Raw genomic sequence first — 25,631 nt, 5'->3', positions numbered from 1 at the left:
GCTTATGACAAATTAGCTATGACGTCGAAAAGCGTGTTTTCGATACAACATATTTCTAACTATGCGACAGCACTAGGTGTATCAGCTTACGAAAATAATAATCTTACGCACCAGTGTCCTTTTATCACAGATGATTACTACATGAATCACGATAATTACTACATTTTTGTATTACGCACTACCCGAAATCGGACAAAAAATGCCCGTTACAAACCGATTTTCATCCCATTTTGGGCGATAATAGGCCATTTCTATAGACAACTACTAGTCGGTAGATTGCAACGTGTCGCATTTTATATAAAGTTGAATAAATGACAGCATTCCTTCAAATACAAAAAAATTCGTGTGGAAAATAGCCGTCAGAAACGAAAAATAGGCTGTTTTGCGTTCCTGACGGGCAAAAACTGTCCGAAACACACGGTGCTAATCATAACAATCTACTTTTTAATAACAAATAAAAATTTTTGTTGACAGCTTTTTGCATGATGCTTACTAAAATGACTTATTTCCATGCGTACATAGAACTTGTTTGGCACTTATTTTCAATTATGTTGTATCCAAAACACGCTTCTTGGGCTCATAGCTCATTTCTGATAGGCTGTTTTATTTTTACGCGTACGACAAAAAAACAAGCATCACGAAATGGCGCGATGCTTGTTGAGCGTTATCTTTTTAGTGTGGCAGATGAGCCGCTGTACTGTTGTGCACGAATGAGTGCGGCCGTTCAAATCGCAAATGAGCGGAATAATAAATGGACATGGACGAATGAGCCCACATTGTATCTGCGACAAATGAGTCGCTCTACTGCAGATCCTCAAATGACAGGCATCGCAGCGAATTAGCAAAAGTCGTAATCTATGTCGTTACATCATGTTAGTAAACAAAAAAACCTCTTCTCGATAAGAAGAGGTTGGTGTCGAATGGGATGCCGTTCTCTTCTCATCTTTTAGCAAATGATGCTACAGGAATTAGCACAGTACAAAATGTCTGTTGCTGCGTTGTCATCGGGCCAGTCCCTCGAACGCTCTCGATAAGAAAGTGATTTATTTGTTAATCCTTATATTAAAGTATTCCACTAGGTTTTGCAAGTTTTATTTTGAAATTTCTGAAAATCGTTTTAAAATGGTTTGATATTCCGCTTCGATACGCGCAAATAATTCAGCGACCGTTGGCACATCATCAATTAAACCGACAGCTTGACCCGCAAACGCCATGCCATTCGGCTTACCGTCATGCACAAGGCGTCGATTAGCACGACCACTAATATGCTCCTTTAGCGCTTCATACGTCGGGGTTTTTTGTTCGATTGCTAAAATTTCATCAGCAAAATCATTATGAATGACGCGTGCAGGTCCTCCGATGGAACGTTTTACAACAACGGTATTTTGCTCAGAGCTGTCTAATAATAGTTGCTTATAATAATCGGACGCATCGACACATTCTTTTGTCGCAATAAAGCGCGTGCCCATTTCAATACCCTCTGCCCCTAGCGAGAAAGCTGCAGCAAGTCCCCGCCCATCAGCTAAGCCACCTGAGGCAATGACCGGAATTGACACCGAATCGACGACGCGTGGTGTTAAGACGGTCGTTCCTAAATCATCGCGACCTAAGTGACCGCCGCCTTCTTGACCGACGACAATGACCGCATCGGCGCCGAGTTCTTCGGCTTTTTGCGCTTGACGTACACCAGCGACTAGTACGAGCTTTTTAATACCTGTGCCATCGAGCATTTGTAGTACGGCCGCTGGATTGCCGCCCGTAATCGAGACGACCGGCACGCGCTCATCAATCGCTACTTGGACGAATGGCTCATAACCTGTCCCGTGCATGCCCATCGCAAAATTGACGCCAAATGGCTTGTCGGTCAACGTACGTGTACGCTGGATTTCGCGGCGTAGCGCTTCGGGATCTGGCAAACTCAGTGCCGTTACTTGACCAAGGCCTCCAGCATTTGATACCGCTGCCGCTAAATCGGCATAGGCAAGATAAGCTAATCCTCCTTGAATAATCGGCACTCGAATACCAAAAAGATCAGTAATACGTGTATTCATCGTCATTCCTCCATTTCAAAATACAGGTGATAATGGGCCTCACAGCGAGGGTTCCATGCGGCGTGACAATGTGGACAAGCATCATGTGCTACATACGTCGCAATTGAATGTTCTTGCTGACAATGGCCACATAACACCGCTTTTTCGTGCCGCTCTGTTCGTGTCCATCGCGCAATGGGATGGTCGGCCTCCGCTTCGTGGCATTCGTAACATGGATAATATGTATGACAGCATTTCATTTGAATAGCGATAATATCTTTTGGCGTATGATAGTGGATACAACGTGTTTCATGATCAACAAGTTGTCCGCGAATGTTCATAATTGTCACTCCTTACGTTAATAATACAATAATCGATACAAATATTGGAAATAAAATGCTGTAGCCATCGCGCTTATGAAATGTTAATTGTTGAAAATGTGTGCGATGAAAGCCTCGTTGAAAGCCACGTGCTTCAATCGCTATACTTAGTCGCTCAGCTCGTGTAATAAGCGATAATAATAATGGAATAATGAGTTTTGCGGGCCAATATATACGTTCGCGAAGCGTTTTTGGGATGATTCCTCGCGCCTGTTGGCTAAGACGAATGCGCTCCGATTCTTCTAAGATAAGCGGAAAAAAACGTAATGCCAGCACAATCATTAATGCCCATTGGCCAATCGGTACACGCCATTTTTCAAGTGGCCGCAACATCGTTTCAAGGCCGAGTGCTAAATCCATTGGTTTTGTCGTGGCCGTTAATAAGACACCGGAAATAATCATTAAAAGAATTTTGGCGCCATAATGCAGCCCAATTACAAAGCCTGCGATATGCGTCACACCCGAAAAAATACTATGATAGAGCACGGTTAACGACAAAATAAGTAATAATGGCTTTAAAGTACGCCATAAATAGGGCAGTGAAATGTGGGCAAGAGAGCATAGCGCTAAGACGACACATGCCGCTATAGCAAGCTGTCCCCAACGCTCGATTTGGACGAAGCCGAGTAAAAAAATGGCAAGGCCGATTATTTTCGTACGTGGGTCGAGGCGGTGCAGTAGTGAGTTATGCGCTACATAATTAATCGCAGACTCCATCGCGTTGTACCTCCTCTTGTATAATATGAATGAGTTCGGCTGTTGTACGGGCACGAGGTAATCGGCGCTGCAACTTCTCTTCTACTAAATGAAAAGTCGCGACGCTTGGTGGGAAATGAAAACCTTGTCGCGCCGGAGCATCAAAGAAAAAGGCTTCGGTGTCCATTTGTTGTGGCGGCTTGTCTTTTGCCATAACAACGATATCATCGGCGAATGCTAATACATCGGTGAGTTCATGTGTAATCGCAATAATTGTATGACCTTGCTGTTGCCATGTTTTTAAAATGTTTAGCATAACGTCATGCTGCACCGGATCAAGGCCAGCTGTTGGTTCATCGGCTAATAAAATGGCTGGCTCCATCATCAATACGGTCGCAAGTGCGAGCCGCTTCTTTTGTCCACCACTGAGCTGATATGGAAGCATCGGTAAAATCGATGGATCAAGTTGAACAAGCGTGAGCACTTCATGAATTTTGGCATCGATTTTGGCACGTGACCAGCCAAAATAGTGCGGGGCGAAGCTTAGTTCTTTCTCAACAGTTGTCTCGAAAAACTGTTGGTCGGCATGCTGGAATAAAAAGCCGATGTCCCCGTCTACGGTAATACGCCCTTGCTTTAATGGTAGTAGTTGTTGCATTGCCTGTAAAAGTGTGGACTTACCTGCCCCGTTTTCCCCGATAATCGCTGTCCACTTATTATCTGAAAATTGCAACGAAGTGTTGCGTAAAATAATTTGTGATGCTCGCTCTATTGTGATGTTGTGTACGTCGATGCCCATAATTGTTGAACACACTCCTCATAAGATTGCACGCGAAATGGCAGTTGGCACGCGCGCTGTAATGTGATGACAAAGGGCATTGGGTGCGCCGGATACTGCGCGGCGAAGGTGGCCAAATCCCCGTCAAATGCAAGATGATGTGCATCGAGATAACAAATGCGATTGGCGAACATATATTCTTCGACAAGATGCGTTGTCATAACAATCGTATAACGCGTTTTTAATGTTTTCAGTAATGCATAAAAATCGGCGCGTGCATGAGAATCAAGCATTGCCGTTACCTCATCAAATAATAAAATTTTCGGTTGCATCGCGAGTACTGCCGCTAAGGCGACGCGCTGTTTTTCGCCACCGGATAGTGTCATCGGATGATGCGCCTCAGCCCAGCGCATCCCGACATCGTCCAATGCTTGGTACGCCCGCTTCGCCATGTCCTCGCGCGGCACTTGCGTATTTTCTAAACCAAAAATAACTTCATCTAATACCGATGTCGTAATAAATTGATCGTCCGGATGCTGAAAAACGATGCCGATATCACCTGGCATGACCGGCTTACCGTCATATGTTACGCTGCCTTGTTGTGGCTGCAACAATCCCGCTAATGCATACAACAGCGTCGTTTTTCCAGAACCGTTGTCGCCGATTAAAACGATGCAATCGCGCTCATTTATCGTGAGCGATAGCTCTTGAATCCCACAACCTGGCGCATAGAGATAGCTTAATGCTTCTGCCTTTAACATGGCGACCACTCCACTAGTTCACCGCGATAACGTGTCGTTTTTGTACCATTCACACCAAATACGTGACCTGTGAAAAAATCATCGCGGTTAATTAATGCTGCAACGAAGCGGGCGACATCCTCTACAGAGCCAACGCGCCAATAATCTGGAAATGGCGTTTGTTCCCGCGCGCTTTTTTGCGTTAAATAGTCGATAACCGGACGCGTCATATCGGTTAATGCGGCCGGTGAAATCGCATTGACACGAATGTGTTCGCGGCGCCATTCTTCAGCTAGCGTATAGCTCATCATCGTCAATGCTCCTTTTGCTGCACTATAATTGAGCTGCCCTTTAGAGCCAAATAACCCGGCAGTCGACGTCATCACAAGCACATCACTCATCGGCTTTAATAACGGTTTTAATGTTGTCGCAATCATAAAAAAGCTCGTCGCATGAACGTGGAAAACATGTTCAAAATCTTCAAGTGGCATCGCAACAGCGCGCGCATCCCGCGTATTGCCGGCACAATGAATAATGGCGCTTAATTCGGTCGTCTGCTGTTGAATTTCCGCCAGCATTGCCTGTATTGCTACTTTATTTGAAAAATCAGCGGCGACGCATAAAGCCTCGGGAAATTCCTCACGAAGCGCCGCGAGCGATTGTAATGATGAACCATGTAAAATAAGTCGTTGTGATGAAAGTGCGCGAGCGATGGCGAGACCAATGCCGCGCGTTGCTCCGGTAATAAAAATCATTCGTCCAGCTCCTTTTGAAATATGATATGTATAACGAGTTCGCCGTTACATGATGCTTGTAGCTGTTGTTTCGTCAATGTGACATGAAGCGTCGCCGGCACAAATACCGGGCGCAAAAAACGGCAGTCGATGTAAGCTGGTTGTGTGCCAAAATGCTGTTGCCACGCACCTTCTGCGAGTGCCATCAACAACATGCCATGCGCGATAGGTCGCGTAAAACCTGCTTGCTGCGCGGCGTGTTCACTTGTATGAAGCGCATTAAAATCGCCACTCATCGCCGAAAAATCAGCTACTTGCTGTGTCGTAATATGCCAGTCCATCTCGCTCATCCTTTCATTAACACGACAGTCGCCTGTGCTACGACGTGCCCTTGCTCTAAAAATAGTACAATGAGTTGTTGTAATTGTCGTCCTTTTGAGGTCGTGCGTGTGTTGCGCTCTTCAATATGCCAATAATATGTCGTATTTGCATAAAGTCGCGTTTGACATGTACATTGCTGCGAGACGTGAATCCAACCTTCAGGGAATGCTGATTGTAATACCGTTGGCAATAAACTAAGCGGCACTTCTGTTGATTGCGGTATGCCCATAAGCTGTTGATACGCTTGTACTTGCTCTACTGTCGGTCGCCAAACGTTCATCGCTTCACCAACATCGCAAGCCCGAGACCGCCACCAATACCAAGTGTCGCAAGGCCAAGTGAGTGCCCGTGCTGTAATTCATGAACGAGGCGCGTCACTAATATAGCCCCAGATGCACCGTATGGATGGCCGAGCGCGAGTGCACCGCCACCGACGTTGACTTTATGGAGTGGAATATCGAGTAATGTTAAACTGGCAAGTACTTGTGAGGCAAATGCTTCGTTAAATTCGACGATATCAATTGCCTCGACTTGTAGTTGTTGTCTAGCAAGTAGTTTCTTCGTTGCTGGTACAGGACCGATGCCTAAAATATCGGGATCTACACCGGCTGCCGTCGCATCAACAATCGTCGCAAGCGGCTTTAAATTATGGTGCTCCGCCGCTTCTAACGACATTAATAACACGACTGCTGCACCGTCATTTAACGGACACGCATTGCCAGCGGTCACTGTACCATCGTCGCTGAAAACCGGGCGTAAGCGTGCCAATTTGTCGTAAGATGTATCAGTTCGTGGACACTCATCGGTTGCGATGCCATGTACTGCAACGATTTCCGCATCGAAGCGGCCTTGTTGTTGACTGCGTACGGCTTTTTCATGACTGTGCAGCGCATAACGATCTTGTTCTTCACGCGTAATATGAAAGCGCTCCGCGACATTTTCAGCAGCAATCCCCATATCCGGGTCGCCGTATTCAGGCGGTGTAAACGGCGCACGACTATACAATGTTGGCATGTGCCCAGAAGCTGTTGGTTGCGCCATTTTCCACGGAGCGCGACTAACGCTTTCAACGCCACCTGCTAAAATGACGTCTGCCTGGCCGCTTTTAATCGCTTCAAAGCCGCGCATAATTGCCTCTAAGCCAGCGCCGCACTGACGGTCCAATGTAACACCAGGCACCGATGTTGGAAAGCCTGCTTGCAGTAAGCTCACGCGGGCAATATTGCCACCTGGGCCGACGACGTTACCTAAAATTACATCATCAACAACTGTCGCATCAACGGAAGTGTCCTGGATAGCTTGTTGCAATAATGGTGCCGCTAAATCGCGCGGCTCTAACGTTTGGAACTGTCCAAAAGCGCGTCCGATTGCGGTGCGTTTTGCCCAGACAACGACGACGTCTGACATAACCATTCCTCCTTCATTTTTTGACGTGCAATTTTCCCACTCCCGGTATAATAAAATGTTTTTACGGTGAAAATGTCGCGCGGAAATTTATAGCGTGCTAAAAACGGTGCACAATACGCCGCAAGTTCTTCATGTGTGAGTGGTTCCTTTTGCCACTGAATGAGCGCCACAACTTTCTCACCCCAATAATCGTCTTGTTGCCCACAAACCATCACTTCTTGAATGGCTGGATGCGCCGCTAATAATTGCTCTACTTCCTCTGGGAAAATATTCAGCCCACCTGAAATAATCCGATTTTTCGCACGTCCTTTTATCGTTAAATAGCCTTCTTCATCAACGGTGACAATATCACCAACCGCCAGCCAACCGTTGCGAAAGACGGCGTTTGTCGCTTGTTTATTGCGTGCATAGCCACTAAAAATCATCGGGCTTTTAATATAAAGGAACCCTTCTGATACTTCATGAAACGCCTCGTCGCGAATCGTATATTGAACAGTTGAAAAGAAGCGCCCGACTGTTTGCGGCTTCGTACCATCTGAATAACTAATATAACTCGCTTCAGAAGAACCAAAAAATTCATATTGCGCCGTATTTGGAAATGTTTTCGCCACGCGCTCTTTTGAGTCATCTTGCCATTTTGCACCCGAGCTAATAAGTGCATGAATTGTTGCGCATGAATCCGTTGTTGTGAGCGCTTCTAGCATCGTTGGGACGACAAATAGCGCCATGTCATCGTATGTCTGACATAGTGTCATAACACCCATAGCATCAAATTTACGCTGCAAATGAATCGTTTTCCCTTCAACCAGTGCTTGCATGGCTGCAAAAAGTGTCATCGAATGAACGAGTGGGCCCGGCGCACAGTAATGCCTCGTTTGTTCAAGACGAAAAGCTTCCGCTGTGACGCGAAAGCTTTCAATCCACGAGAGATGGGTGCGCTCATATCCTTTTGGTATGCCGGTTGTGCCCGATGTAAAACCGACAAATAGCGACGGTGCTTGTCGTAATTCATATGTATCGTTATCGCAAAGCGGAAGTTTTTCGGTAATAACGCAGTCCGGCTGATGGTGCAACAAAATTTGCTGTTTTTCATGCATACTCCATTTCGAATCGAGTAAATACGGCGTCACCCCAGCGGCAACAGCACCTAAAAATGTCCGTAGCCAGTCGTAACTGTTTGGCATATCGAGCGCAATCGTCTTATAGTGCGCTTGTTGTAACACGTGCGCGACGCGTGCAATATCACGTTGCAGTGTGCGATAGGTAATGCGTTCACCGTCAATAACAATGGCCACATGTTCAGCTCTTTGTCGCAAAATCGGTGTTATACAATGCATCCCATTCCCCTCTTTCTAATCGTTAATGTGTTGCTGTGCGTTGTAAATGAAGCGCATTAATAGGGCTTACAGCTTTTAATTGCACCGCAACAAGCGCCGCAAGTACAGCTTTTATACAATCACCCGGTAAAAAGGCCAAACCACCTGTCAAGGCGCCAATAATAGACGTATTGGTCATCATCGCCATAATTGGTGCGCCAATAATATTAATTAATAACACGCCGAACAAGACGTTGAAGCCGATAATTTTCCATAAACTTGGCTTAGCCCATACTTTTTCAGTAAAGTAACCGATGAAAAATGCCGCAATTGGCCAGCTTAAAATGTAGCCCATTGATGGCCCCATTAATACACCGATGCCACCGCGTCCGCCTGATAATAATGGTAAGCCGAGTGCAACAAGTACGATAAATAACAGCATACTTACGGCACCTGTTTTTTTCCCTAAGAAGCAACCGGCTAAAATAACGCCGAATGTTTGTAGTGTGATCGGTACCGGAATAAAGCCTAATGGAATTGGCGGAATCATTCCTAATACACCAAGTAACGCCGCAAACAATGCTGCGTATACAATTTCTTTTGTTGTCATCTGTCTATCCCCTTTGTTTGAATGTGATGTAAGCATACAAGAAAACGGGAACTTGGTAAACATTTAAGTAACATTGGTTTACACAAAAAATACAGAAGTGAGCAAAAATAGGCACACAACGCAAATAAGTAAACTTAAAAAAATATAAGTTTACTTATTTCGAGGCATTCCCCCATATAAAGCGTTTATTTGTATGCGATATATTACATTTATCTTATAAAAAACCGCTTTCTTTAACGGTAATATGCTAGTGGAAAACGCTTTCAATCTATTTAGCGTAAATTGTCTGAAAATTTTACAAAATTCAGCATTGACGAACAATTGAATTCTTCCTATACTGAAAACACTTCAAAACTTACATAAAGCAACACAGATAGAAAGGAAATGATTCGATGAAAGACTTTTTTAGTAAACTTCTTACCGGCATGAGCCTAGGGATTGTTGTTTGTTTAATCCCGAACGCCCTTGTTGGAGAAATTTTAAAATTGATTATTGCACAATACCCAAACGTTCCGATCCTTCCAACAATTTTAAATATATCGGTTCTCGCCATGAGTTGCTTACCACTTGTCATTGGCGTTATGGTCGGCATTCAATTTAAATTAACACCGATTCAAATGGCTTCAATCGGTCTAGCAACAATGGTCGGCTCAGGTGTTGTCACATTCACAGATAAAGGGATGACAATGGCTGGTATTGGTGTAGTTATTAATATCGGGATTACAGCAGGTCTAGCAACGGTATTCGTTCAATTCCTTGGCAATAAACTAAAAGAATGGACATTACTAGCAATGCCAGCACTATCAATGTTTATCCCTGGTTTCATTGGAATGATGATCCTACCATACGTTAAAAATGGTGCTGATTATGTTGGCGTTGGGATCGAATATGTAACGGAATTACAACCAATCTTAATGGGCGCGTTAATCGCGATGATTTTCTCGATTCTTATTCTTTCACCGATTTCAACAATTGGCGTCGCAACAGTTATTATGCTGTCAGGTGTTGGAGCGGGTGCTGCGAACCTTGGCGTTTGTGCATCAGGTGTCGGTATGGCGATTGCTTCTTACCGCGCGAACAACTTCGGAACAGCGATTGCACATGTCGCTTCAGCAAAAATTCAAATGCGTAACTTCTTTATGAAACCAAAAATTGCCTTTCCAGCGATTATCACAGCGGGTATTTTAGGAGCACTAGCAGGCGTCTTTAAAATCGTCGGCGACCCATATTCAGCTGGTTTCGGGCTTGCAGGCTTCGTTGGACCACTAAAATATTTATCACTTGAAGGTTGGACGAGCTACAATATGATCGTTACACTCGCATTATTTATCGTGTTACCAATCGTGTTAAACTTAACATTCCTAAAACTCTTTGATAAAAAGCTTCACTGGATTACATCAGAAGATTATAAAGTTGATTATGAATAACACAAAAAAGCGAGCGTCGTTGCGCTCGCTTTTTTGTATTATTCAATGGATTATTTAGTAGTTGTTGTCACCTGGATATCAGGGCCATCTAAGTGCACGTAATAGTTCCCTTGTTTCAGGGTATACGTAAACTCGCGCGTCTTATCCCCTTTTTTCAATGTCACCTTTTTTACAACTTCATGTTTGTCATTGTACAACTTAAACGTTTGATTTGAATTACTCGCACGATCATACTTAGTAGAAAGTTTGAACTGTATTTTCATATCTTTATCCGCTACAACTGTAAATCGATTACGGACACCATCACTACTAGAGAATGTTTTATTCAATTCAAGTGTTGGCGATAAAAAATAACGTAATGCTACGTGCTGACCAATGGATGGACTTGATGATTTTATTGACACACGGTATGTCCCATTCGGCGCAAAAATCCCAAAACGATTCGCAGACATTTTTTTCGGGGTATATGTTTTACCGGTCTGTTCATTTTTCAACTCAAGCGCGTCAATAACTGTTGTATTAGAAGCTAACGTTAAAAATTGAATATGTTGATTTGTCGTTAACTGCATTGTTACGCTCGGCTGAGTCGTTTGATAAATCGGTACTTTGGCTACGTTTATACGGTCAAAGTCGCTCGAAGCGGGTTTTAGGACACTCATTGATTCCACATTGTACGTGCGACGCTTCAATTTAAAATGATACGGTTGGTTCGGGTGCCCTTTCACCGCCATATAATGCGTCCCTTTTTCTAAATAATGTATGTCTGTAGCTGCTAATTGCTGAGAACGATCGATATTTTCAGGTGCTGTGGCAACGAATGTCGTGTACGATTTCACATCGTCATTCCCGACAAATGTATAGTTACCTTCTGCCTCTGTTAACTTGATTTTAAAGTATGCGTAACCTTTATCGTCAAGGAAACCATCTTGAACATGTGCCAATGGCATTTCTTGATAAGTTGCGCTAGAATCAGGCCCATTAAAATCAATTGTTTTTCCTAACAACGTAAAACCTTCTGTCATCGTTTCCTGTAAGTCTGTTAAATTCGCTTCAGCATCATAAGTGTTCATAACATTTTGAATAAAACGCAATGTTGATACGCTTTTATTAACGGTTTTTGTAGCGCTATCTGTATATAAATTTACGTTCGGATAGTCAGAATCTTGAGACGCTTTTAAAATGGTGTTTGCTGCCTCTAGGTTCTTCGTCGCAGCATCTACATACTCTTGCAAACGCGCTTTAATGGCTACTTCGTCTTTTTGAGAAACGAGTCGTTTATATTCATAATTTAAAAATGAGGTTTCTGTTTTGAAGTAAGCCAGATTTAATATCGCACCGATTAATTTGCCATCTTCGTATAAATTTCCTTCATATTCGCCATCTAATAATGCACCGTTTTCGTAATATAAATTAAATTCCTTATAAATGTCCTTGATACGTTGTTGTAGTAGCGTGTGCGTTTCTTCAGCCGCTCCGTCTAGTTGCTTAGTAACTGCATCTATTTCCTCTAGCTGTTTCTTGATCGTTTGCGGAATGTTTAATGGCGTTTCATATCCAGCAGCCCCTACATCATCATACTGCATATGCCCATAATCATCATAAATACGATTTTTTTTATCGTGGTCATCTAAATAGCTAAATACTTCTGCGACTTTTTCTTTCAGTAATGCCGCAACGACTTCATTTGACTGTTGACCGATTTGCGCTTTTAAAGCAGCCGCCTCTTGTACTTTATCTTCGTATTCTTTGGTCACTAAATAATATTCATGAACCCCGTTTTTGTAATAGCGCGAATCTTGTGCACCTGTAAACAATTCGTGATTGTAATATAATTTATCATCTAGCGTGACATATCCACTCTCTGGTTTTCCTGCTACATATACCTTCCCGTTATAATAAAACGGCAAATGACCATATTTTCCGTCTCCAGCTACACCATTTTTAAATAAATAGGTTTCACCTTTGTACATGGCTTCTTTATATCCGCTAGCTAATGTGCCGTTAATAAATAGTCTTAAATAGGTACTCGTCGGCTCGTCGTAGTCTACTAAATATTGATAACTACTTAGCACATAATTCCCTTTATAAAGCTTGCCATTATCATAAAGCTTGTTATTTTTCAGCTCGATATAATGAGTTAAAACGCCATCTTTGTAAATGGCGGTTAGCCCCTCCCCTTCTTGTGATTCGTATTTGTAAGTACCGTTAAGTAAAACACCATCTTTAAATACATATTTATAATCTTTTGTAATATAATCCCCTTTTTCAAGTATGCCATTACGGTATAATTTCATATCAGGGACTTTCCCGTATTTCACACGCCCCGGAGCTAATTCGCCGTTTTTGTATAGATTTTTTTGATATTCTTGATACCCTTTCACAACTTTCCCGGTAGCTGCATGAACAAGTATATTATTTTTAAGTTTAAATTTTGACGTTGTATCCGTTCCATCTTTTACGAGTGTTCGAATTTTCATATTGCTTGAAGCGACACTATAACGCCCTTTTTTCAACGTATAGGTAAATGTACGAGAGGATTGGCCTTTTTGGATGTGAACACGTTTAACTAAATTATGTTGGTCATCATAGATGGAAAACCTTCCTCCGCCTCGTTTGTCTCCATTTGGTTCCATTACTGTAAATTGGATTTTTGTATCTTTCTTCATATTGAGTGTAAATGTATTAAATGGCGTATGTTCTGTGGAAATCGTTGTATTTAACGGCAAATGGTTGCCTAATGTATAACTTATACGGGCCTTTCCGATAAATGGATTTTTGATAAATTCATCGGTCATGTTCAACGATACGTTGTACGTCCCGTTCGGCGCATTTGCTGAAAATGTATAGTCAGAAATCTTTTTCGCGGTATACGTTTTTCCTGTCGCCACATTGCGTAAGGTTAATGATTTTATGCTTTCTTTACGCCCACTATAGAAACGAATATGTTTATCTTCGGTTAATTTTAATGTAGCACTTACTTGACGGTTCGCATAAAAAGGGAAGTACCTAACATTTTTTTTATCCCTTCCATCAGCCCATGTGTCGGTGCTTACAGGCCATTCCTTCTCCAAATTAAATGTGCGCTCCGCAAATTTAAAATGATAGGCTGTATTTGGCGTCCCTTTTACTTTTACATAATACGTCCCCTTATTAAGAATCCGTAATTTAGAGGCGGCTTGTAGTGGGGCTGCTTCTAGTACATTTTCTTCTGTTGTGATCGCTGTTTCATAACTTCCCGTCTTATCGCCAACAAGGCGGTAATATCCTTCTTGCGCAATATTTAATTTAAAATAAGCAAAACCGTGCTCGTCAAATTGCCCATCTTTGACTTCTAGTAATTGCATAGGTGTGTAGTTTGTTGTTGTTGTGGTCGTTACCATTGCTTTGGCATCGACAACCGGCGCAACGCCTGTTGACGCCGCAAGTGCTGCTGTTAATGTGACAATCGCTAATTTTTTCATAAATTCCCTCCTAATCCCACATTCCTAATCCCACATTAATTATGCCATTTTAATCATTAAAATAACATAGGTGTTAAGTATTATTGATGTCGCATACAAAAACGCAAGAATCAACTGATTCTTGCGTTTTTGTATGCTTGTTATTTGTGTCATGTATGTTGTTGGCCATTTGTATCATTCTTCTTTTAATAATTCATCAAATTGTTCAACAGGTAATGCTGGATGGAAGTAATATCCTTGAATCATGTCGCCTTTTGCTTTTTCAACGACTTTCAGTTCTTCGTTCGTTTCAACCCCTTCTACGACAACTGACATGTTCATAATATGCGCCAGATTAATAATGGCTGTAACCATCGATTCGTCATTCGTTCCTTCCTTAATACCACGCACAAATGATTTATCAATCTTTAGTGTGTCAATCGGGAATTTTTTTAAATAACTTAGCGCTGAATAACCGGTACCAAAATCATCAATAGCAATCGAAATACCGAGTTGTTTTAATTCGCGTATTGTCTCCGCCACAACATCTGTACCGTTCATAAACGATAATTCGGTAATCTCAATTTCTAAATAGTTTGCTGCTAGACCAGTATCACACAAAATTTGCTTCATAGTATAAACGAAATCTTTTTCTTGTAGATGAAGCGGTGAAATATTGACCGCCACACGCAGTTGAGCATCTGGATAAGCATCAACCCAGCGCTTCATTTGCGTACACGCTGTGACAAGCACCCATTCGCCAAGTATCGGCATGAGTCCGACTTCTTCTGCAAATGGAATAAATTGAATCGGTGGAATAAAGCCATATTCTTCGTCATACCAGCGCATCAACGCTTCCATCCCAACGAGGCGATGCGTCTTCGCTTCGAATTTTGGTTGATAAAAAAGCATCATCTTATCCGTAAAAAGTGCATTGCGCAAGCGCTTCTCTAAATCAAGTTGCTCCTCTATCATTAAATTCATCGTATAATCAAACACTAAACAGCGATTGCCTTTTTCTTTTTTTGTTTTGACCATCGCTAAATCTGCATATTTTAATAAAACATCCAACGTATCCGCATGTTCCTCATAGAAAGATACGCCAATATTAATCGATGAATAAAATTGGAAATGTTCGATAGTAAACGCTTGTTCAAATAGCTCTAAAATCGTATCAACAATAACGCGGTACGATTCTCTCGTCGTTAAAATAACAAATTGTTTCCCGTCATATCTAAATAAATCACCATTTTTCCCAATGATTTGTTGGAAGCATTTTGTTAGTTCAAGTAAAAAGAGGTCTCCAATAAAGTGACCGTAGCCATCATTCACTTGTTTCAATCGCGTAATGTTCAATAAAATAAAGACCGATGCTTTATCGTATACGGTGTTATGGCGAATACATTCTTTAAAATGAATTTTTAGCGAGCGTGCATTCCGTAGGCCTGTTAATTCATCGTGATAAGCAAATCGTTTTAATCGAGTAGTATTTTTTTGTTCAGTAATATCGGTACGGATGGCAATATACTGTTCGGGTTTGCCACAATCGTTCATAAAAGGCACAATAACGGTTTTTACCCAATAGAGTGAGCCGTCCTTTGCGCGGTTACAAATTTCACCATGCCAAATTTCACCGCTACTAATGGTTTTCCAAAGGTTTTTAAAAAACGCGGGAGAATGATAGCCTGAATTTACAATGCGATGATCTTGACCGATAAGTTCTTCAGGTGAATATTTTGAAATTTCGCAAAATTGATTGTTTACAGATAAAATTTTTCCTTTTGCATCTGTAATAGCCACAATGACCGATTCATTAAAAGCTGCCATTAATTTGTGGATGGAATTATTATCTAAGTTTGAAAACTTTAAAGTGGACGATGACGCATTAGAAAAGTCTTTCATTTAATCTGCTACTAAAAACATATACAAAAGTATACATCTAGCTTTTTCCTGCTTCTTAGAATGCGTCCTCGGCACGTATCCCTACTAACGTTTCGTATCACTCTCCACAGGCTTCAATTCCGATGTAGCCCACCGTACTCTATTCATTTAAACGGACACTAACAACTCATATTCTGTAGCTTGTTTTAAATTCATAGCGGCGTTTAAATCTCGGTCTAACACTTGATGACAATTTACACATTCATAAACCCTATCTTTCAATGTTAAATCTACTTTCTTATGACCACAGGCGCTACACAATTTAGAACTCGGATAAAAGCGATTTACAAGGCGCAATTCAATGCCATATGCTTCGCACTTCATCTGTAATTTTGTTCTAAAATGGAAGAATCCTTGTTTTGCAATCGCTTTTGATAAATGTCTGTTTTTCATCATACCTCGAACATTTAACTCTTCTAATGTAATGAATGCTGGTTTGGTTTTTACCAATTCACTCACAATGTTCTTCTGGTAGTTTTCTCTGATATTCACTAGATGCTGATGTAACTTTTGTACACGACAAATTTGTTTTTGTCGATTGTTAAAGTAGCAGTTTTCACCTGCCTTTTTAAATTTATTTTGTTCATAACTTCTGCTCAATTTCCGTTGAGCTTGTTTTAGCCGTTTTTCAAGTTTTCTTACCTTATCTGTTTTATTCATATTTTCGTAAACGTCTCCGTTGCTCATCATCGCAAAATCTTTGATACCTAAATCAATACCGATACCTTCTGATTCAGGCGATTGTTTTATGCAGTCGGGCACTTCACATAAGACCGAGATATAGAATCTATCTGCTTTTTGTGATACTGTACCGCTTTTGATAATTGCGTCTTGAGGCAAATAATTAAACTCTTTTAGTGTTACCCACCCAATTGTAGGAATCTTAATTTGGTGGCGTTTTAGCGAAAAATCACCTTTCCCATTCTTAGGGAAATAAGCTTTCACATCTTGTCTAGCTTTCTTCTTGAAGCGAGGGTGCTTACTTCCCCCTTTGAAAAAGTTTTTGTAAGCACGTTCTGCATTCATGATGGATTGCTTAACCGCCTTGCTCGATACCGTTTTAATCCATAAGTCTTGTTGGTTTTGTTTCGTATGAACAGTATTTAACCATTTCGAGAAGTCATAACCACTCATGAATTTTCTGTCTTCCTCATAATTAACACGATTCGTTGCAATATACATGTTGTAGACATAACGACAAACGTCAAAGGTTCTGATGAGTTTTTCACGTTGCCGGTCAGTTGGTTTTATTTCCAGCTTATAAGCCCGCTTCATTTCTTAGCATCCTTTCACCTGATTTTAACGAGATATCATCTTATACATATATACCCATTTGTCTATTTTTTTGTCTACTGTTTTATTACTCCCTCCAAATAAAAAAACAAAGTTTCATGAAACTATTTTACCACTAAAATTTTATACGCGACTACTTTAAACAAAGAATAAAACTATTATTCATGCTTTATTTTTCCATGTTATTTAACGGATTATTTTCAAATACTTGTTTGATTGTTTCGTCTTCGACATGCGTATAAATTTGTGTGGTCGCAATATTAGAATGCCCTAATATTTGCTGTAAGCTCCGAATGTCCGCGCCGTTTTGATACATCATCGTCGCCGATGTATGGCGTAATTTATGTGGTGTTAGGTTTGTTTTATGTAACGCCGATGCTTCGTTGATTTGTTTGACAATTTTAGCCAGTCGTTGTCTCGTAAGTCTATTACCCTTTTGCGATAAAAATAATGCCTCATTTTCATTTTTATCTGCCAGTTCTTTCCGTTCATGTTCGAGGTAAAGCGCCAATGCCTCTACACAACTATCATTCATATAGACACTGCGCTCTTTCCCGCCTTTTCCGACAATGGTCACGTAACGATCCGCAACATCGCCGATTGATAACCTACATAACTCTGTTGCACGCAATCCTAGATTCAATAAAAAGGTCATCATACAGTAATCACGGTAATAATGCGTTTTTGACGGAATGTGTGATAAAAATTGTTTCGCTTCTGGTACTTTCAAGTAAACCGGTTGTTTTTTATTAATTTTAGGTGTTTCTAAATCTTCAGCTGGATTATCATCAATTAATTGTTTTTTCGTTTTCAAATATTTGAAAAATGATTTTAAAGTCGCCACTTTGCGTGCGCGCGTTGCAGCACTATTTTGACGTACTTCTTCGCAATACGCTAAAAATAAATACATATCTTCCAAACTAATATTGCGCACAAATGCGATATCAAGTTCCGCAATAGATATAGAAGCGAGGTCAGTTGTTGGTAAATCTTCTTGTACCGCATAGAGAAAGCGGAAAAAAAGTGTTAAGTCGTAGTCATATTCATCGCGTGTGCGCTTGGATTTCCCTTTAATAGCAGTTAAATAAATTAAAAAATCACGTAGCCATTTTGGTTTTGATTGGTTTGGCATTTTTATCACCTCATTGCTATTCATTTTACCATATAAAAAGGTTCCCAAATGTATATTTGGGAACCTTTTTATAAAATACGCCTCGCTTGCGCCATAAAAGCCATTTTTTATCCAGATGACTGTTTCAATTTCGCGATGCAACCGTTAGTTTTCCTAATTTGTATCGCCACTAGATTTCATGCTCACATGTTGCAATTCACTACAAAGCATCACATCGTTTCGAATCCCTTTGCAGTGATCAACTCATGCCATCAATGAATAGGCACATCATTATCGCAAACACCTAATCATACCTCTGTACAACGCGCAACTTCGTTTTAATATTCTGAATAATTAGTTTTAATTGCTTTTTCGTCAATAATGTCAATAATATAGATGCTGAACTTTTTTGTTTACACAGTATAATTATTTTCAAACGAACTTGATTTTCAAAAAAATTGATAAAGAAACGATGTTTATAGTTTCTTTATCGACCGGTGGAGCTTAAATGAAATGATTATTTCCAGTGTCATTTATTATGTAAAACAACTACAAGGCTATTCTTATGAAGTAGATGAAAAAATCGTTGGTCTTATTATATATGTGATGCATGATGATTATACGGAAATTCTCTCGCGTAATCGATTCACAGTTACCATCTACTGTTAAACAGCTCGTAGCTGATGTTTGCACCCCTCGAATTCACTCACTTACAACAAATAATAATTTACATTTACGCGATAGTAGCGGCACGACAATTGAAGCCTGATATTCCATCATACGATGAATTAAAGTTTACAAAAAAATATTTTGTTATCTTTTAATAACCATTGATTTAATAATAAAAACTTAGGTTAACCTATCCTTTTTGTATGTGAAATATTTTGCTAGGCTATGGGCTAATTTTGAAAATTGAGACAACACAAAAAAGGCATTATCATGAGCATGTCCCGCAAAGGCATGCTTGCTGATAATGCTCTGATTGAATCGTTCTACACCGGCCTAAAGTGCGAAACATTTTATCTTGAACAAGACTTTGCCTGCTACTCCTACTCATGGTAAACTCGCGAGTGCCATCGTAAGTCAAGAAGTAGTTTTTTCTAACTAGCCTCTATTTTGTTCAAACAAATAGACACCATCCTGCAGACGTGCCGTAATGAGTTGTTGCTGTCGTAAGTAATCTAGTTGCCCTATTATTTCCGACATCACCAGTGAAAATTGGCTATCGTAGAGCTTACTTTGAACTACCCCCACTTAGCCGTTCTGATGAACTCACTTGAAGTGGGGGATTCCTACGAACAGTGCATGCTTGTTCCTCCTTGCTCGAAACAGCGGCTTCACTTTTTTAGTAGGCGAGCTCCGTAGTCCCTACGGTTGGGTTGCTTCGAAAAGGCGTAATCCTTCTGCCTGCTAAAATATTGCGACTTGCATTGATGTCGCGGTCGAGTGTCGTGTGGCATGATGAACAGACCCACTCGCGAATAGCTAATGGTTTTTTGCCATCACGGTGCCCACATACATGGCACAGCTGACTCGATGGGAAAAAGCGATTGATTTTCACGAGCTCTCGGCCATACCATTTTGCTTTGTACGTCAGTTTTTGTACAAATGAAGACCAGGACACGTCACGAATCGCTTTTGCTAGTTTGTGATTTTTCAACATGCCTTTGGTGTTTAGATCTTCGACGCAAATGACATCGTACTGACGAATGAATGCCGTCGTCAACTTGTGTAAGAAGTCCTCTCGCTGAAACGCCACTTTTTCACGTAAACGCGCGACTTTTCGACGTTGTTTTTGGTAGTTCGTGCAGTCACGTACATCCCGGCTGTCTTTTTTCGCTTGTTCGTAACGGCGTGAAAGTTTTCGTTGCGCGCGTGCGAGGTTCTTTGCCATTTTGGCCGTAAAGCGTTGGTTATCGACTTTACGTCCGTCCGAAAGAATCGCGAAATCGGTGATGCCTAAATCAATGCCGATTGATTCATAGGTTTTTGGCAGGGGCTGAAATTCGGGGACCTCGCACGTAATGGACACCGAGAAACGGCCACTCGCGTGAGAATGAATCGTTGCGCGCATCATCCGACCTTCGAGCGCGCGTGTTTGTTTGAATTTGACGAGTCCTAGTTTCGGTAACTTGATTTTGTTGCCGATAATGGCGATATTATGATTTGTATTTTAATTTTTTCGAGCGATTGCCGTTGTAATAAATTAGCCTGCATATATTCTCCTGTGACAAGTGGATCAATAATGGCGTTCGTTGACGTATGTTTTAGAATTGTATCCCCTGCAAACAATTCACGCGTCGCCGCATCATAATAGCCGATTGAATCAGTCGAATGCCCTAGTAAATCGATAATTTCAAAGCGTCCTAATGTATCCCCCGCTCCAATGACCTGATAATCCGCTTCAATGCGTCGTTCTTTTACGTTTGCCAATGTCGCGCGCTGCTTTTCTAAGCGTGGTCTTGCATCATCTAGACAATCCATGCGCGCATAAAGTGCTTCATAAAAGGCGATGCGCATCGTTAAAAAATCCGTATCGAATAATAGACGAGGAATGCTTTCCGCGTGTACATAAACAGGCATATTTTTCTTCGCTAAAATATGCGGCACTAGCCCGACATGATCCTCATGATGATGCGTTAAATAAATCGCCGCTAAATCCGTAAAGTCATAGCCATGTTTTTGAAGCGCTTCCTCTGCAAAGCGGTAAAAATGCGCGTGCGGAATGCCGCCATCAATTAATACGAGCTGTCCATCATTTTCCGTGACGAAACAGTTAAACGACTGCAAGCCCGTTGTCGATTCTTCAAAAATAATCGGTATTTGTATCATCTTCATCCCTACATCTAACATAATTATCCATATTGTACCATAATTATTTGAAAATCATGTACTACTGTTTTTTGTTATGCACACAACATAAAACGTGGGAATTCAAAATTTTGAACTCCCACGTTTACTATTACTGATTTGCTGGCACTGTTAATAACGCCTCAATAGCTGCTAGGCGATTTTCATGAAAGGCCTTTACAATTGCACTGCCAACGATGACGCCGTCAACCGAATGATTCATCGCCTCAACATGCTCACGCGTTGAAATGCCAAAGCCCGCAAGCACAGGAATGTCTGCCACGCTTTTTAGTGCGCTTAAATGCTCATGTAATGCTTCATCAAAGCCTTCACGTGTACCGGTAATACCATTGACTGTCACGGCATAAATAAAACCTTGTGCTGCCGCTGCTAATTTTTCAATGCGTTCTGTAGGACTTGTTAATGAAATTAATTGCACAAGCGCGATATCATGTCCCGCTAAAGCATCGGTTAACATATCCGCTTCTTCAAGCGGCATATCCGGCACAATTAATCCTTTAATATTTGCGGCTTCTGCGGCTTCTACAAACGCCTCAATGCCGTAACGAATAATCGGATTTAAGTACGTCATCACAACGAGCGGAATATGAATTTCTTCTTTAAATGACGCAATTTCCGCTAAAATAGTACGTAAATTTGCGCCCGCTTCTAATGCACGTAACCCCGCTGCTTGAATGGTTGGACCATCTGCTACCGGGTCACTGAACGGGATGCCGACTTCAATCGCCGTTGCCCCGTGCTGTTGTAAAAATAAAATTTGTTGTTTTATCGTGTCAAGACCGCCATCGCCAGCCATGATATATGGAATAAATGCTTTATCATTCGCTGTCGTAACCGTCTCAATTGCGCGTTGTAATGTCGTCATTATTTTCCCTCCAATGCTTGTTGCACTGTTTGTACGTCTTTATCGCCACGACCCGATAAGCAAATGACTAAAATGTCGTCTGGTGACATCGTTTTTGCTAAATTTGCCGCGTAGTAAATCGCATGACTACTTTCGAGTGCAGGAATAATGCCTTCTGTGCGCGATAATAATTGTAATCCTTCTAATGCTTGGTCATCATCAACCGCTTCATACGTCACGCGACCTGCATCGTGTAAATAGCAATGTTCAGGCCCAACAGCCGGATAATCTAAACCAGCAGAAATCGAATAGGCTTCTTGAATAAAGCCATTATCATCTTGCAGTAAATACATATAGGCACCGTGCAAGACGCCTTCTTTTAAATCCGCAAAGGCTGCCGCATGCTCGCCCGATTGAATGCCTTTTCCCGCTGCTTCCACGCCATATAGCTTGACCTCTTGATCGTCAACAAACGGCGTAAACATGCCAATTGCATTACTACCGCCACCAACACATGCCACAATCGCATCGGGTAAGCGTTGTTCTTTTTCTAAAATTTGCGCGCGCGTTTCATCACCAATAATACGTTGGAAATCGCGTACGATCGCTGGAAATGGGTGTGGACCAAGCGCTGAGCCTAAAATGTAATGCGTATCGTCAACATTTGATACCCAATAACGCAGTGCTTCATTACAAGCATCTTTTAATGTACCTGAGCCTTGGTCAACCGAAACGACCGTTGCACCAAGTAGCTCCATGCGAAACACATTCAGCGCTTGACGGCGTACATCTTCTTTTCCCATAAAGACGATGCACTCTAAATCAAATAATGCACAAACTGTTGCGGTTGCGACACCATGCTGGCCAGCGCCCGTTTCTGCGACGATTTTCTTTTTCCCCATACGGATTGCTAATAGCGCTTGCGCCAACGCATTATTAATTTTATGTGCGCCTGTATGATTTAAATCTTCACGCTTTAAGTAAATTTTTGCGCCGCCTAGTTTTTTCGTTAAACGTTTCGCAAAATACAGTGGATTTTCACGCCCTACATAGTCTTTTAAGTAACCGTTTAATTCTTCATGAAACGCTGGGTCTTGCTTCGCTTCTTCAAAAGCCTGCTCTAATTGCTGTAACGCCGTCATTAATGTTTCAGGTACGAATTGGCCACCAAACTTGCCATAACGCCCTTTTTTCTCTGTTGTTGTCATCATCTATTCTCTCCATTCTTTACTGCTGCGATAAATGCGCTTATTTTCGCTGGGTCTTTGACGCCATTTGTTTCGACACCGCTTGAGACATCGACCATGAGCGGTGCAATGCGCTGTAAGGCTTCGGTAATATTATCATTCGATAGACCACCAGCTAAAATTAAATTTTCATAACGCGCGGTTAATAAGTTCCAATCAAACGGTTCGCCACTTCCTGCTATCGGCGCATCGACTAATACATAGTCCGAATCAAATGTTTGCAATGCGTCAATATCAGCGGTTGTACGCACGCCAACTGCCTTAATTGTTGGATATGGCAATTGCCGAATCACGTCATTCGTTTCCTGTCCGTGCAATTGAATAACATCTAGTGGCACACGCTTCGCAATTGCAAGCATCGTTTCTACCGTTTCATCGACGAAAACGCCTACTTTTAACACGTGTTTCGGGACATGCTGCGCAAGCATCGTCGCCTGCTCCACCGTCACTTGCCGCTTACTCGGTGCAAACACAAAACCAACTGCATCGACCCCAGCTGCGACCGCGGCTTGTACATGTTCCGGTTCTTTTAAACCACAAATTTTAACGTTCGTCATACATTCACCGGCTTCGTTACTTGTAGGGATTGCACCGTTGCTGTAATATCACCACTACGCATTAATGTTTCACCGACTAAAATCGCACTTGCACCAGCCGTTGCAACAAAGGCTGCATCAGCCGCTGTTTTCATACCGCTTTCACTAATTAAGACGCGGCCTTCATGAAATGGAAAGGCTTTTGCGAGCGCTGCTGTATGTGCGAGCGACACGTCAAATGTTTTTAAATTACGGTTGTTCACACCGATAATTTTTGCATCGATTGCGAGCGCGCGTGCTAATTCGTCGGCATTATGTACTTCAACGAGTACATCTAAACCGAGCGCTGTCGCATAATCGAAAAGATGTGCCAATGTATGTTGCTCTAACGCGGCGACAATTAATAATACGACCGATGCACCGTTGGCATACGCATAATCGAGCTGCACTTCATCAATAATAAATTCCTTGCAGAGCACCGGAATGTCGACCGCTTCCGTTACAGCTTGTAAATCTGCAAATGAGCCTTTGAAAAACGTTTCATCGGTTAAGACCGAAATACAAGCGGCCCCCGCTGCCTCATAGGCTTTCGCTTGCTCAATTGGATTGATACGATCATTAATAATGCCTTTTGACGGCGATGCACGTTTCACTTCTGAAATGACTTGTAATGTCGGGCGCTGAAATACTTCAAGTAATGACGCACGTTGTTTACGCGCCTGTATAGCTGGTTTTGGTCGTTGTTTTAACGCCGCTACCTCCACCGCTTTTTGTGCTAAAATTTTATTTAAAATCGTCATTGTGCCAGCTCCTTCACATGTTCTTTACTGTACGCAACAACGGCCTGTAATTTGGCATATGCTGCGCCAGAAGCAATGATTTTACGTGCTTTATGAATGCCCTCTTCAATTGTTGCGACACTGCCATAGGCGAAAAAAGCAATGCCTGCATTTAACAGCACCGTATCTAAATAGGCACCTTGTTTATTTTGTAAGACGTCACAAACGATTTGTGCATTCTCCTTGCCATTGCCACCTTTAATGGCCGATAGTGGCTGTGTTTTTAAACCAAGCGCTTCTGGTGTAATCGTTACTTCTCGCACATGACCCTGTTCTAAAATAGCTAAACGATTTTCCCCAGCAAGCGAGGCTTCATCTAAACCACCAGCACCGCAGACGACAACGCCACGTTTTCTTCCTAATAACTTCATAACCTGCGCATAATCTGACACAAAATCGGTGCGATTAATGCCGGTAAATTGCGTTGTTAACGTCACTGGATTCGCAAGTGGACCTACTAAGTTAAAAATCGTTGGCTTGCCAATTTTTTGACGAACTTGGCCGATGCGCTTTAATTTTGGATGAACGGCTGGTGCAAAAATAAATGCTAGACGCTCCGTTTCAAGCAATTCTTTTAATTCAGCCGCTGTAAAATTTGCATGAATGCCAAGCTCTTCTAACGTATCCGCACTACCAGCTAAACTTGAAATTTTACGATTGCCATGCTTTGCGACATACACATCACCTGCTGCTAACACGAAGGCAGCTGTTGTGCTAATGTTAAAGCTCCCAACACCATCGCCACCTGTACCACAATTATCCAAATAATTTTGCGGCGCTTCATTCAATGTCAGTGCTTGCTTTTGCATCACTTTCGCGAGTGCCGCAAGCTCTGTTGCCGTTTCCCCTTTTTGTGATAGTGCGATTAAAAAATCTTCAATCTCTTTTAATGGCGTCGTTTCTTCAAACAATTGCGTTGCCGCCACCGTCATTTCCTCGAATGTTAAATCTTGTCGTTGTTGTGCGCGTGTAATCAATGCTTTCATGTTACTGCTCCTCTCTATATTGAC

25 protein-coding genes and 1 riboswitch are annotated in these 25,631 nt (G+C 41.8%); of the genes, 3 read left to right on the top strand and 22 right to left on the bottom strand.

Annotation, left to right across the window (positions count from 1 at the left end):
* Window positions 1-482 precede the first annotated feature (482 nt).
* A complete protein-coding gene (locus V514_RS0105520; protein ID WP_152528943.1) occupies window positions 483-842 on the top strand; it encodes a hypothetical protein in 360 nt (119 codons plus the stop codon).
* A 94-nt stretch (window positions 843-936) separates the two neighbouring features.
* A riboswitch (SAM riboswitch) is annotated at window positions 937-1,037 on the bottom strand.
* A gap of 54 nt (window positions 1,038-1,091) precedes the next feature.
* On the opposite strand, the gene V514_RS0105515 is transcribed toward V514_RS0105520, so the two are convergent.
* The 11 genes from V514_RS0105515 to V514_RS0105465 are packed head-to-tail and all read right to left on the bottom strand — an operon-like array spanning window position 1,092 to window position 9,072.
* Window positions 1,092-2,057, bottom strand: coding sequence for an NAD(P)H-dependent flavin oxidoreductase (locus V514_RS0105515; RefSeq protein WP_029498843.1), 966 nt, complete (start codon window positions 2,055-2,057; stop codon window positions 1,092-1,094).
* Complete coding sequence (locus V514_RS0105510; protein WP_035944326.1) at window positions 2,054-2,371, bottom strand: CHY zinc finger protein; 318 nt, start codon at window positions 2,369-2,371, stop codon at window positions 2,054-2,056. Before V514_RS0105510 ends, V514_RS0105515 begins: the two co-directional genes overlap by 4 nt.
* A gap of 12 nt (window positions 2,372-2,383) precedes the next feature.
* Window positions 2,384-3,127, bottom strand: a complete 744-nt coding sequence (locus tag V514_RS0105505; RefSeq protein WP_029498839.1) for an energy-coupling factor transporter transmembrane component T family protein — start codon at window positions 3,125-3,127, stop codon at window positions 2,384-2,386.
* The gene (locus V514_RS19650; protein WP_029498837.1) at window positions 3,111-3,905 is read right to left on the bottom strand and encodes an energy-coupling factor ABC transporter ATP-binding protein; all 795 of its coding nucleotides are present in this window, start codon (window positions 3,903-3,905) and stop codon (window positions 3,111-3,113) included. The genes V514_RS0105505 and V514_RS19650 overlap by 17 nt, the downstream gene beginning before the upstream one ends.
* Window positions 3,875-4,645: an energy-coupling factor ABC transporter ATP-binding protein gene (locus V514_RS18815; RefSeq protein WP_029498835.1), complete on the bottom strand. Its 771-nt coding sequence runs from the start codon at window positions 4,643-4,645 to the stop codon at window positions 3,875-3,877. Before V514_RS18815 ends, V514_RS19650 begins: the two co-directional genes overlap by 31 nt.
* On the bottom strand, window positions 4,639-5,379 hold the full coding sequence (locus tag V514_RS0105490; protein ID WP_029498834.1) for an SDR family NAD(P)-dependent oxidoreductase: 741 nt from the start codon (window positions 5,377-5,379) through the stop codon (window positions 4,639-4,641). Before V514_RS0105490 ends, V514_RS18815 begins: the two co-directional genes overlap by 7 nt.
* The gene (locus V514_RS0105485) at window positions 5,376-5,699 is read right to left on the bottom strand and encodes a MaoC family dehydratase (protein ID WP_029498833.1); all 324 of its coding nucleotides are present in this window, start codon (window positions 5,697-5,699) and stop codon (window positions 5,376-5,378) included. Before V514_RS0105485 ends, V514_RS0105490 begins: the two co-directional genes overlap by 4 nt.
* Window positions 5,700-5,704: 5 nt before the next feature.
* Complete coding sequence (locus V514_RS0105480; protein ID WP_029498832.1) at window positions 5,705-6,019, bottom strand: hypothetical protein; 315 nt, start codon at window positions 6,017-6,019, stop codon at window positions 5,705-5,707.
* Entirely contained in the window at window positions 6,016-7,146 is a 1,131-nt protein-coding gene (locus V514_RS0105475) for a thiolase family protein (protein ID WP_029498831.1), read from the bottom strand. Before V514_RS0105475 ends, V514_RS0105480 begins: the two co-directional genes overlap by 4 nt.
* Entirely contained in the window at window positions 7,074-8,483 is a 1,410-nt protein-coding gene (locus tag V514_RS20200) for an AMP-binding protein (protein WP_029498830.1), read from the bottom strand. The genes V514_RS0105475 and V514_RS20200 overlap by 73 nt, the downstream gene beginning before the upstream one ends.
* Window positions 8,484-8,505: 22 nt before the next feature.
* Window positions 8,506-9,072, bottom strand: coding sequence for a biotin transporter BioY (locus V514_RS0105465; RefSeq protein WP_029498829.1), 567 nt, complete (start codon window positions 9,070-9,072; stop codon window positions 8,506-8,508).
* 392 nt (window positions 9,073-9,464) lie between these two features.
* Here V514_RS0105465 and V514_RS0105460 point away from each other — a divergent pair, with 392 nt between their 5' ends.
* A complete protein-coding gene (locus tag V514_RS0105460) occupies window positions 9,465-10,499 on the top strand; it encodes a PTS transporter subunit IIC (RefSeq protein WP_029498827.1) in 1,035 nt (344 codons plus the stop codon).
* A 50-nt stretch (window positions 10,500-10,549) separates the two neighbouring features.
* On the opposite strand, the gene V514_RS0105455 is transcribed toward V514_RS0105460, so the two are convergent.
* The 4 genes from V514_RS0105455 to V514_RS0105440 form a co-directional block, all read right to left on the bottom strand.
* The gene (locus V514_RS0105455; RefSeq protein WP_029498825.1) at window positions 10,550-13,960 is read right to left on the bottom strand and encodes a hypothetical protein; all 3,411 of its coding nucleotides are present in this window, start codon (window positions 13,958-13,960) and stop codon (window positions 10,550-10,552) included.
* Window positions 13,961-14,134: 174 nt separating this feature from the next.
* Window positions 14,135-15,766, bottom strand: coding sequence for a sensor domain-containing protein (locus V514_RS0105450; RefSeq protein ID WP_235073114.1), 1,632 nt, complete (start codon window positions 15,764-15,766; stop codon window positions 14,135-14,137).
* Window positions 15,767-15,988: 222 nt separating this feature from the next.
* Window positions 15,989-17,155, bottom strand: a complete 1,167-nt coding sequence (locus V514_RS0105445; RefSeq protein WP_029498821.1) for an RNA-guided endonuclease InsQ/TnpB family protein — start codon at window positions 17,153-17,155, stop codon at window positions 15,989-15,991.
* A 187-nt stretch (window positions 17,156-17,342) separates the two neighbouring features.
* Window positions 17,343-18,305, bottom strand: coding sequence for a tyrosine recombinase XerC (locus V514_RS0105440; RefSeq protein ID WP_029498820.1), 963 nt, complete (start codon window positions 18,303-18,305; stop codon window positions 17,343-17,345).
* Between the two features lie 492 nt (window positions 18,306-18,797).
* On the opposite strand from V514_RS0105440, the gene V514_RS20345 reads away from it, so the two are divergent.
* A complete protein-coding gene (locus V514_RS20345; RefSeq protein ID WP_161630173.1) occupies window positions 18,798-18,953 on the top strand; it encodes a hypothetical protein in 156 nt (51 codons plus the stop codon).
* A 676-nt stretch (window positions 18,954-19,629) separates the two neighbouring features.
* Here V514_RS20345 and V514_RS0105430 read toward each other — a convergent pair.
* The 7 genes from V514_RS0105430 to trpD form a co-directional block, all read right to left on the bottom strand.
* Window positions 19,630-20,421, bottom strand: a complete 792-nt coding sequence (locus tag V514_RS0105430) for a transposase (RefSeq protein WP_235073199.1) — start codon at window positions 20,419-20,421, stop codon at window positions 19,630-19,632.
* On the bottom strand, window positions 20,403-21,122 hold the full coding sequence (locus tag V514_RS0105425) for an MBL fold metallo-hydrolase (RefSeq protein WP_161630172.1): 720 nt from the start codon (window positions 21,120-21,122) through the stop codon (window positions 20,403-20,405). The genes V514_RS0105430 and V514_RS0105425 overlap by 19 nt, the downstream gene beginning before the upstream one ends.
* Window positions 21,123-21,246: 124 nt before the next feature.
* Complete coding sequence (gene trpA / locus V514_RS0105420; RefSeq protein ID WP_029498815.1) at window positions 21,247-22,020, bottom strand: tryptophan synthase subunit alpha; 774 nt, start codon at window positions 22,018-22,020, stop codon at window positions 21,247-21,249.
* Window positions 22,020-23,210, bottom strand: coding sequence for a tryptophan synthase subunit beta (gene trpB, locus V514_RS0105415; protein ID WP_407636642.1), 1,191 nt, complete (start codon window positions 23,208-23,210; stop codon window positions 22,020-22,022). The genes trpA and trpB overlap by 1 nt, the downstream gene beginning before the upstream one ends.
* Window positions 23,207-23,803 (bottom strand): phosphoribosylanthranilate isomerase, encoded by a 597-nt coding sequence (locus V514_RS0105410; RefSeq protein ID WP_029498811.1) that lies wholly within the window; start codon window positions 23,801-23,803, stop codon window positions 23,207-23,209. Before V514_RS0105410 ends, trpB begins: the two co-directional genes overlap by 4 nt.
* The gene (gene trpC, locus V514_RS0105405) at window positions 23,800-24,582 is read right to left on the bottom strand and encodes an indole-3-glycerol phosphate synthase TrpC (protein WP_029498809.1); all 783 of its coding nucleotides are present in this window, start codon (window positions 24,580-24,582) and stop codon (window positions 23,800-23,802) included. Before trpC ends, V514_RS0105410 begins: the two co-directional genes overlap by 4 nt.
* Window positions 24,579-25,607: an anthranilate phosphoribosyltransferase gene (gene trpD, locus V514_RS0105400; RefSeq protein ID WP_029498807.1), complete on the bottom strand. Its 1,029-nt coding sequence runs from the start codon at window positions 25,605-25,607 to the stop codon at window positions 24,579-24,581. The genes trpC and trpD overlap by 4 nt, the downstream gene beginning before the upstream one ends.
* Between the last annotated feature and the right edge of the window lie 24 nt (window positions 25,608-25,631).

The organism is Kurthia huakuii LAM0618 (genome assembly GCF_000505545.1).
GTDB classification, from domain to species: Bacteria; Bacillota; Bacilli; order Bacillales_A; family Planococcaceae; genus Kurthia; species Kurthia huakuii.
This window is presented reverse-complemented; position numbering and strand designations above follow the sequence as displayed.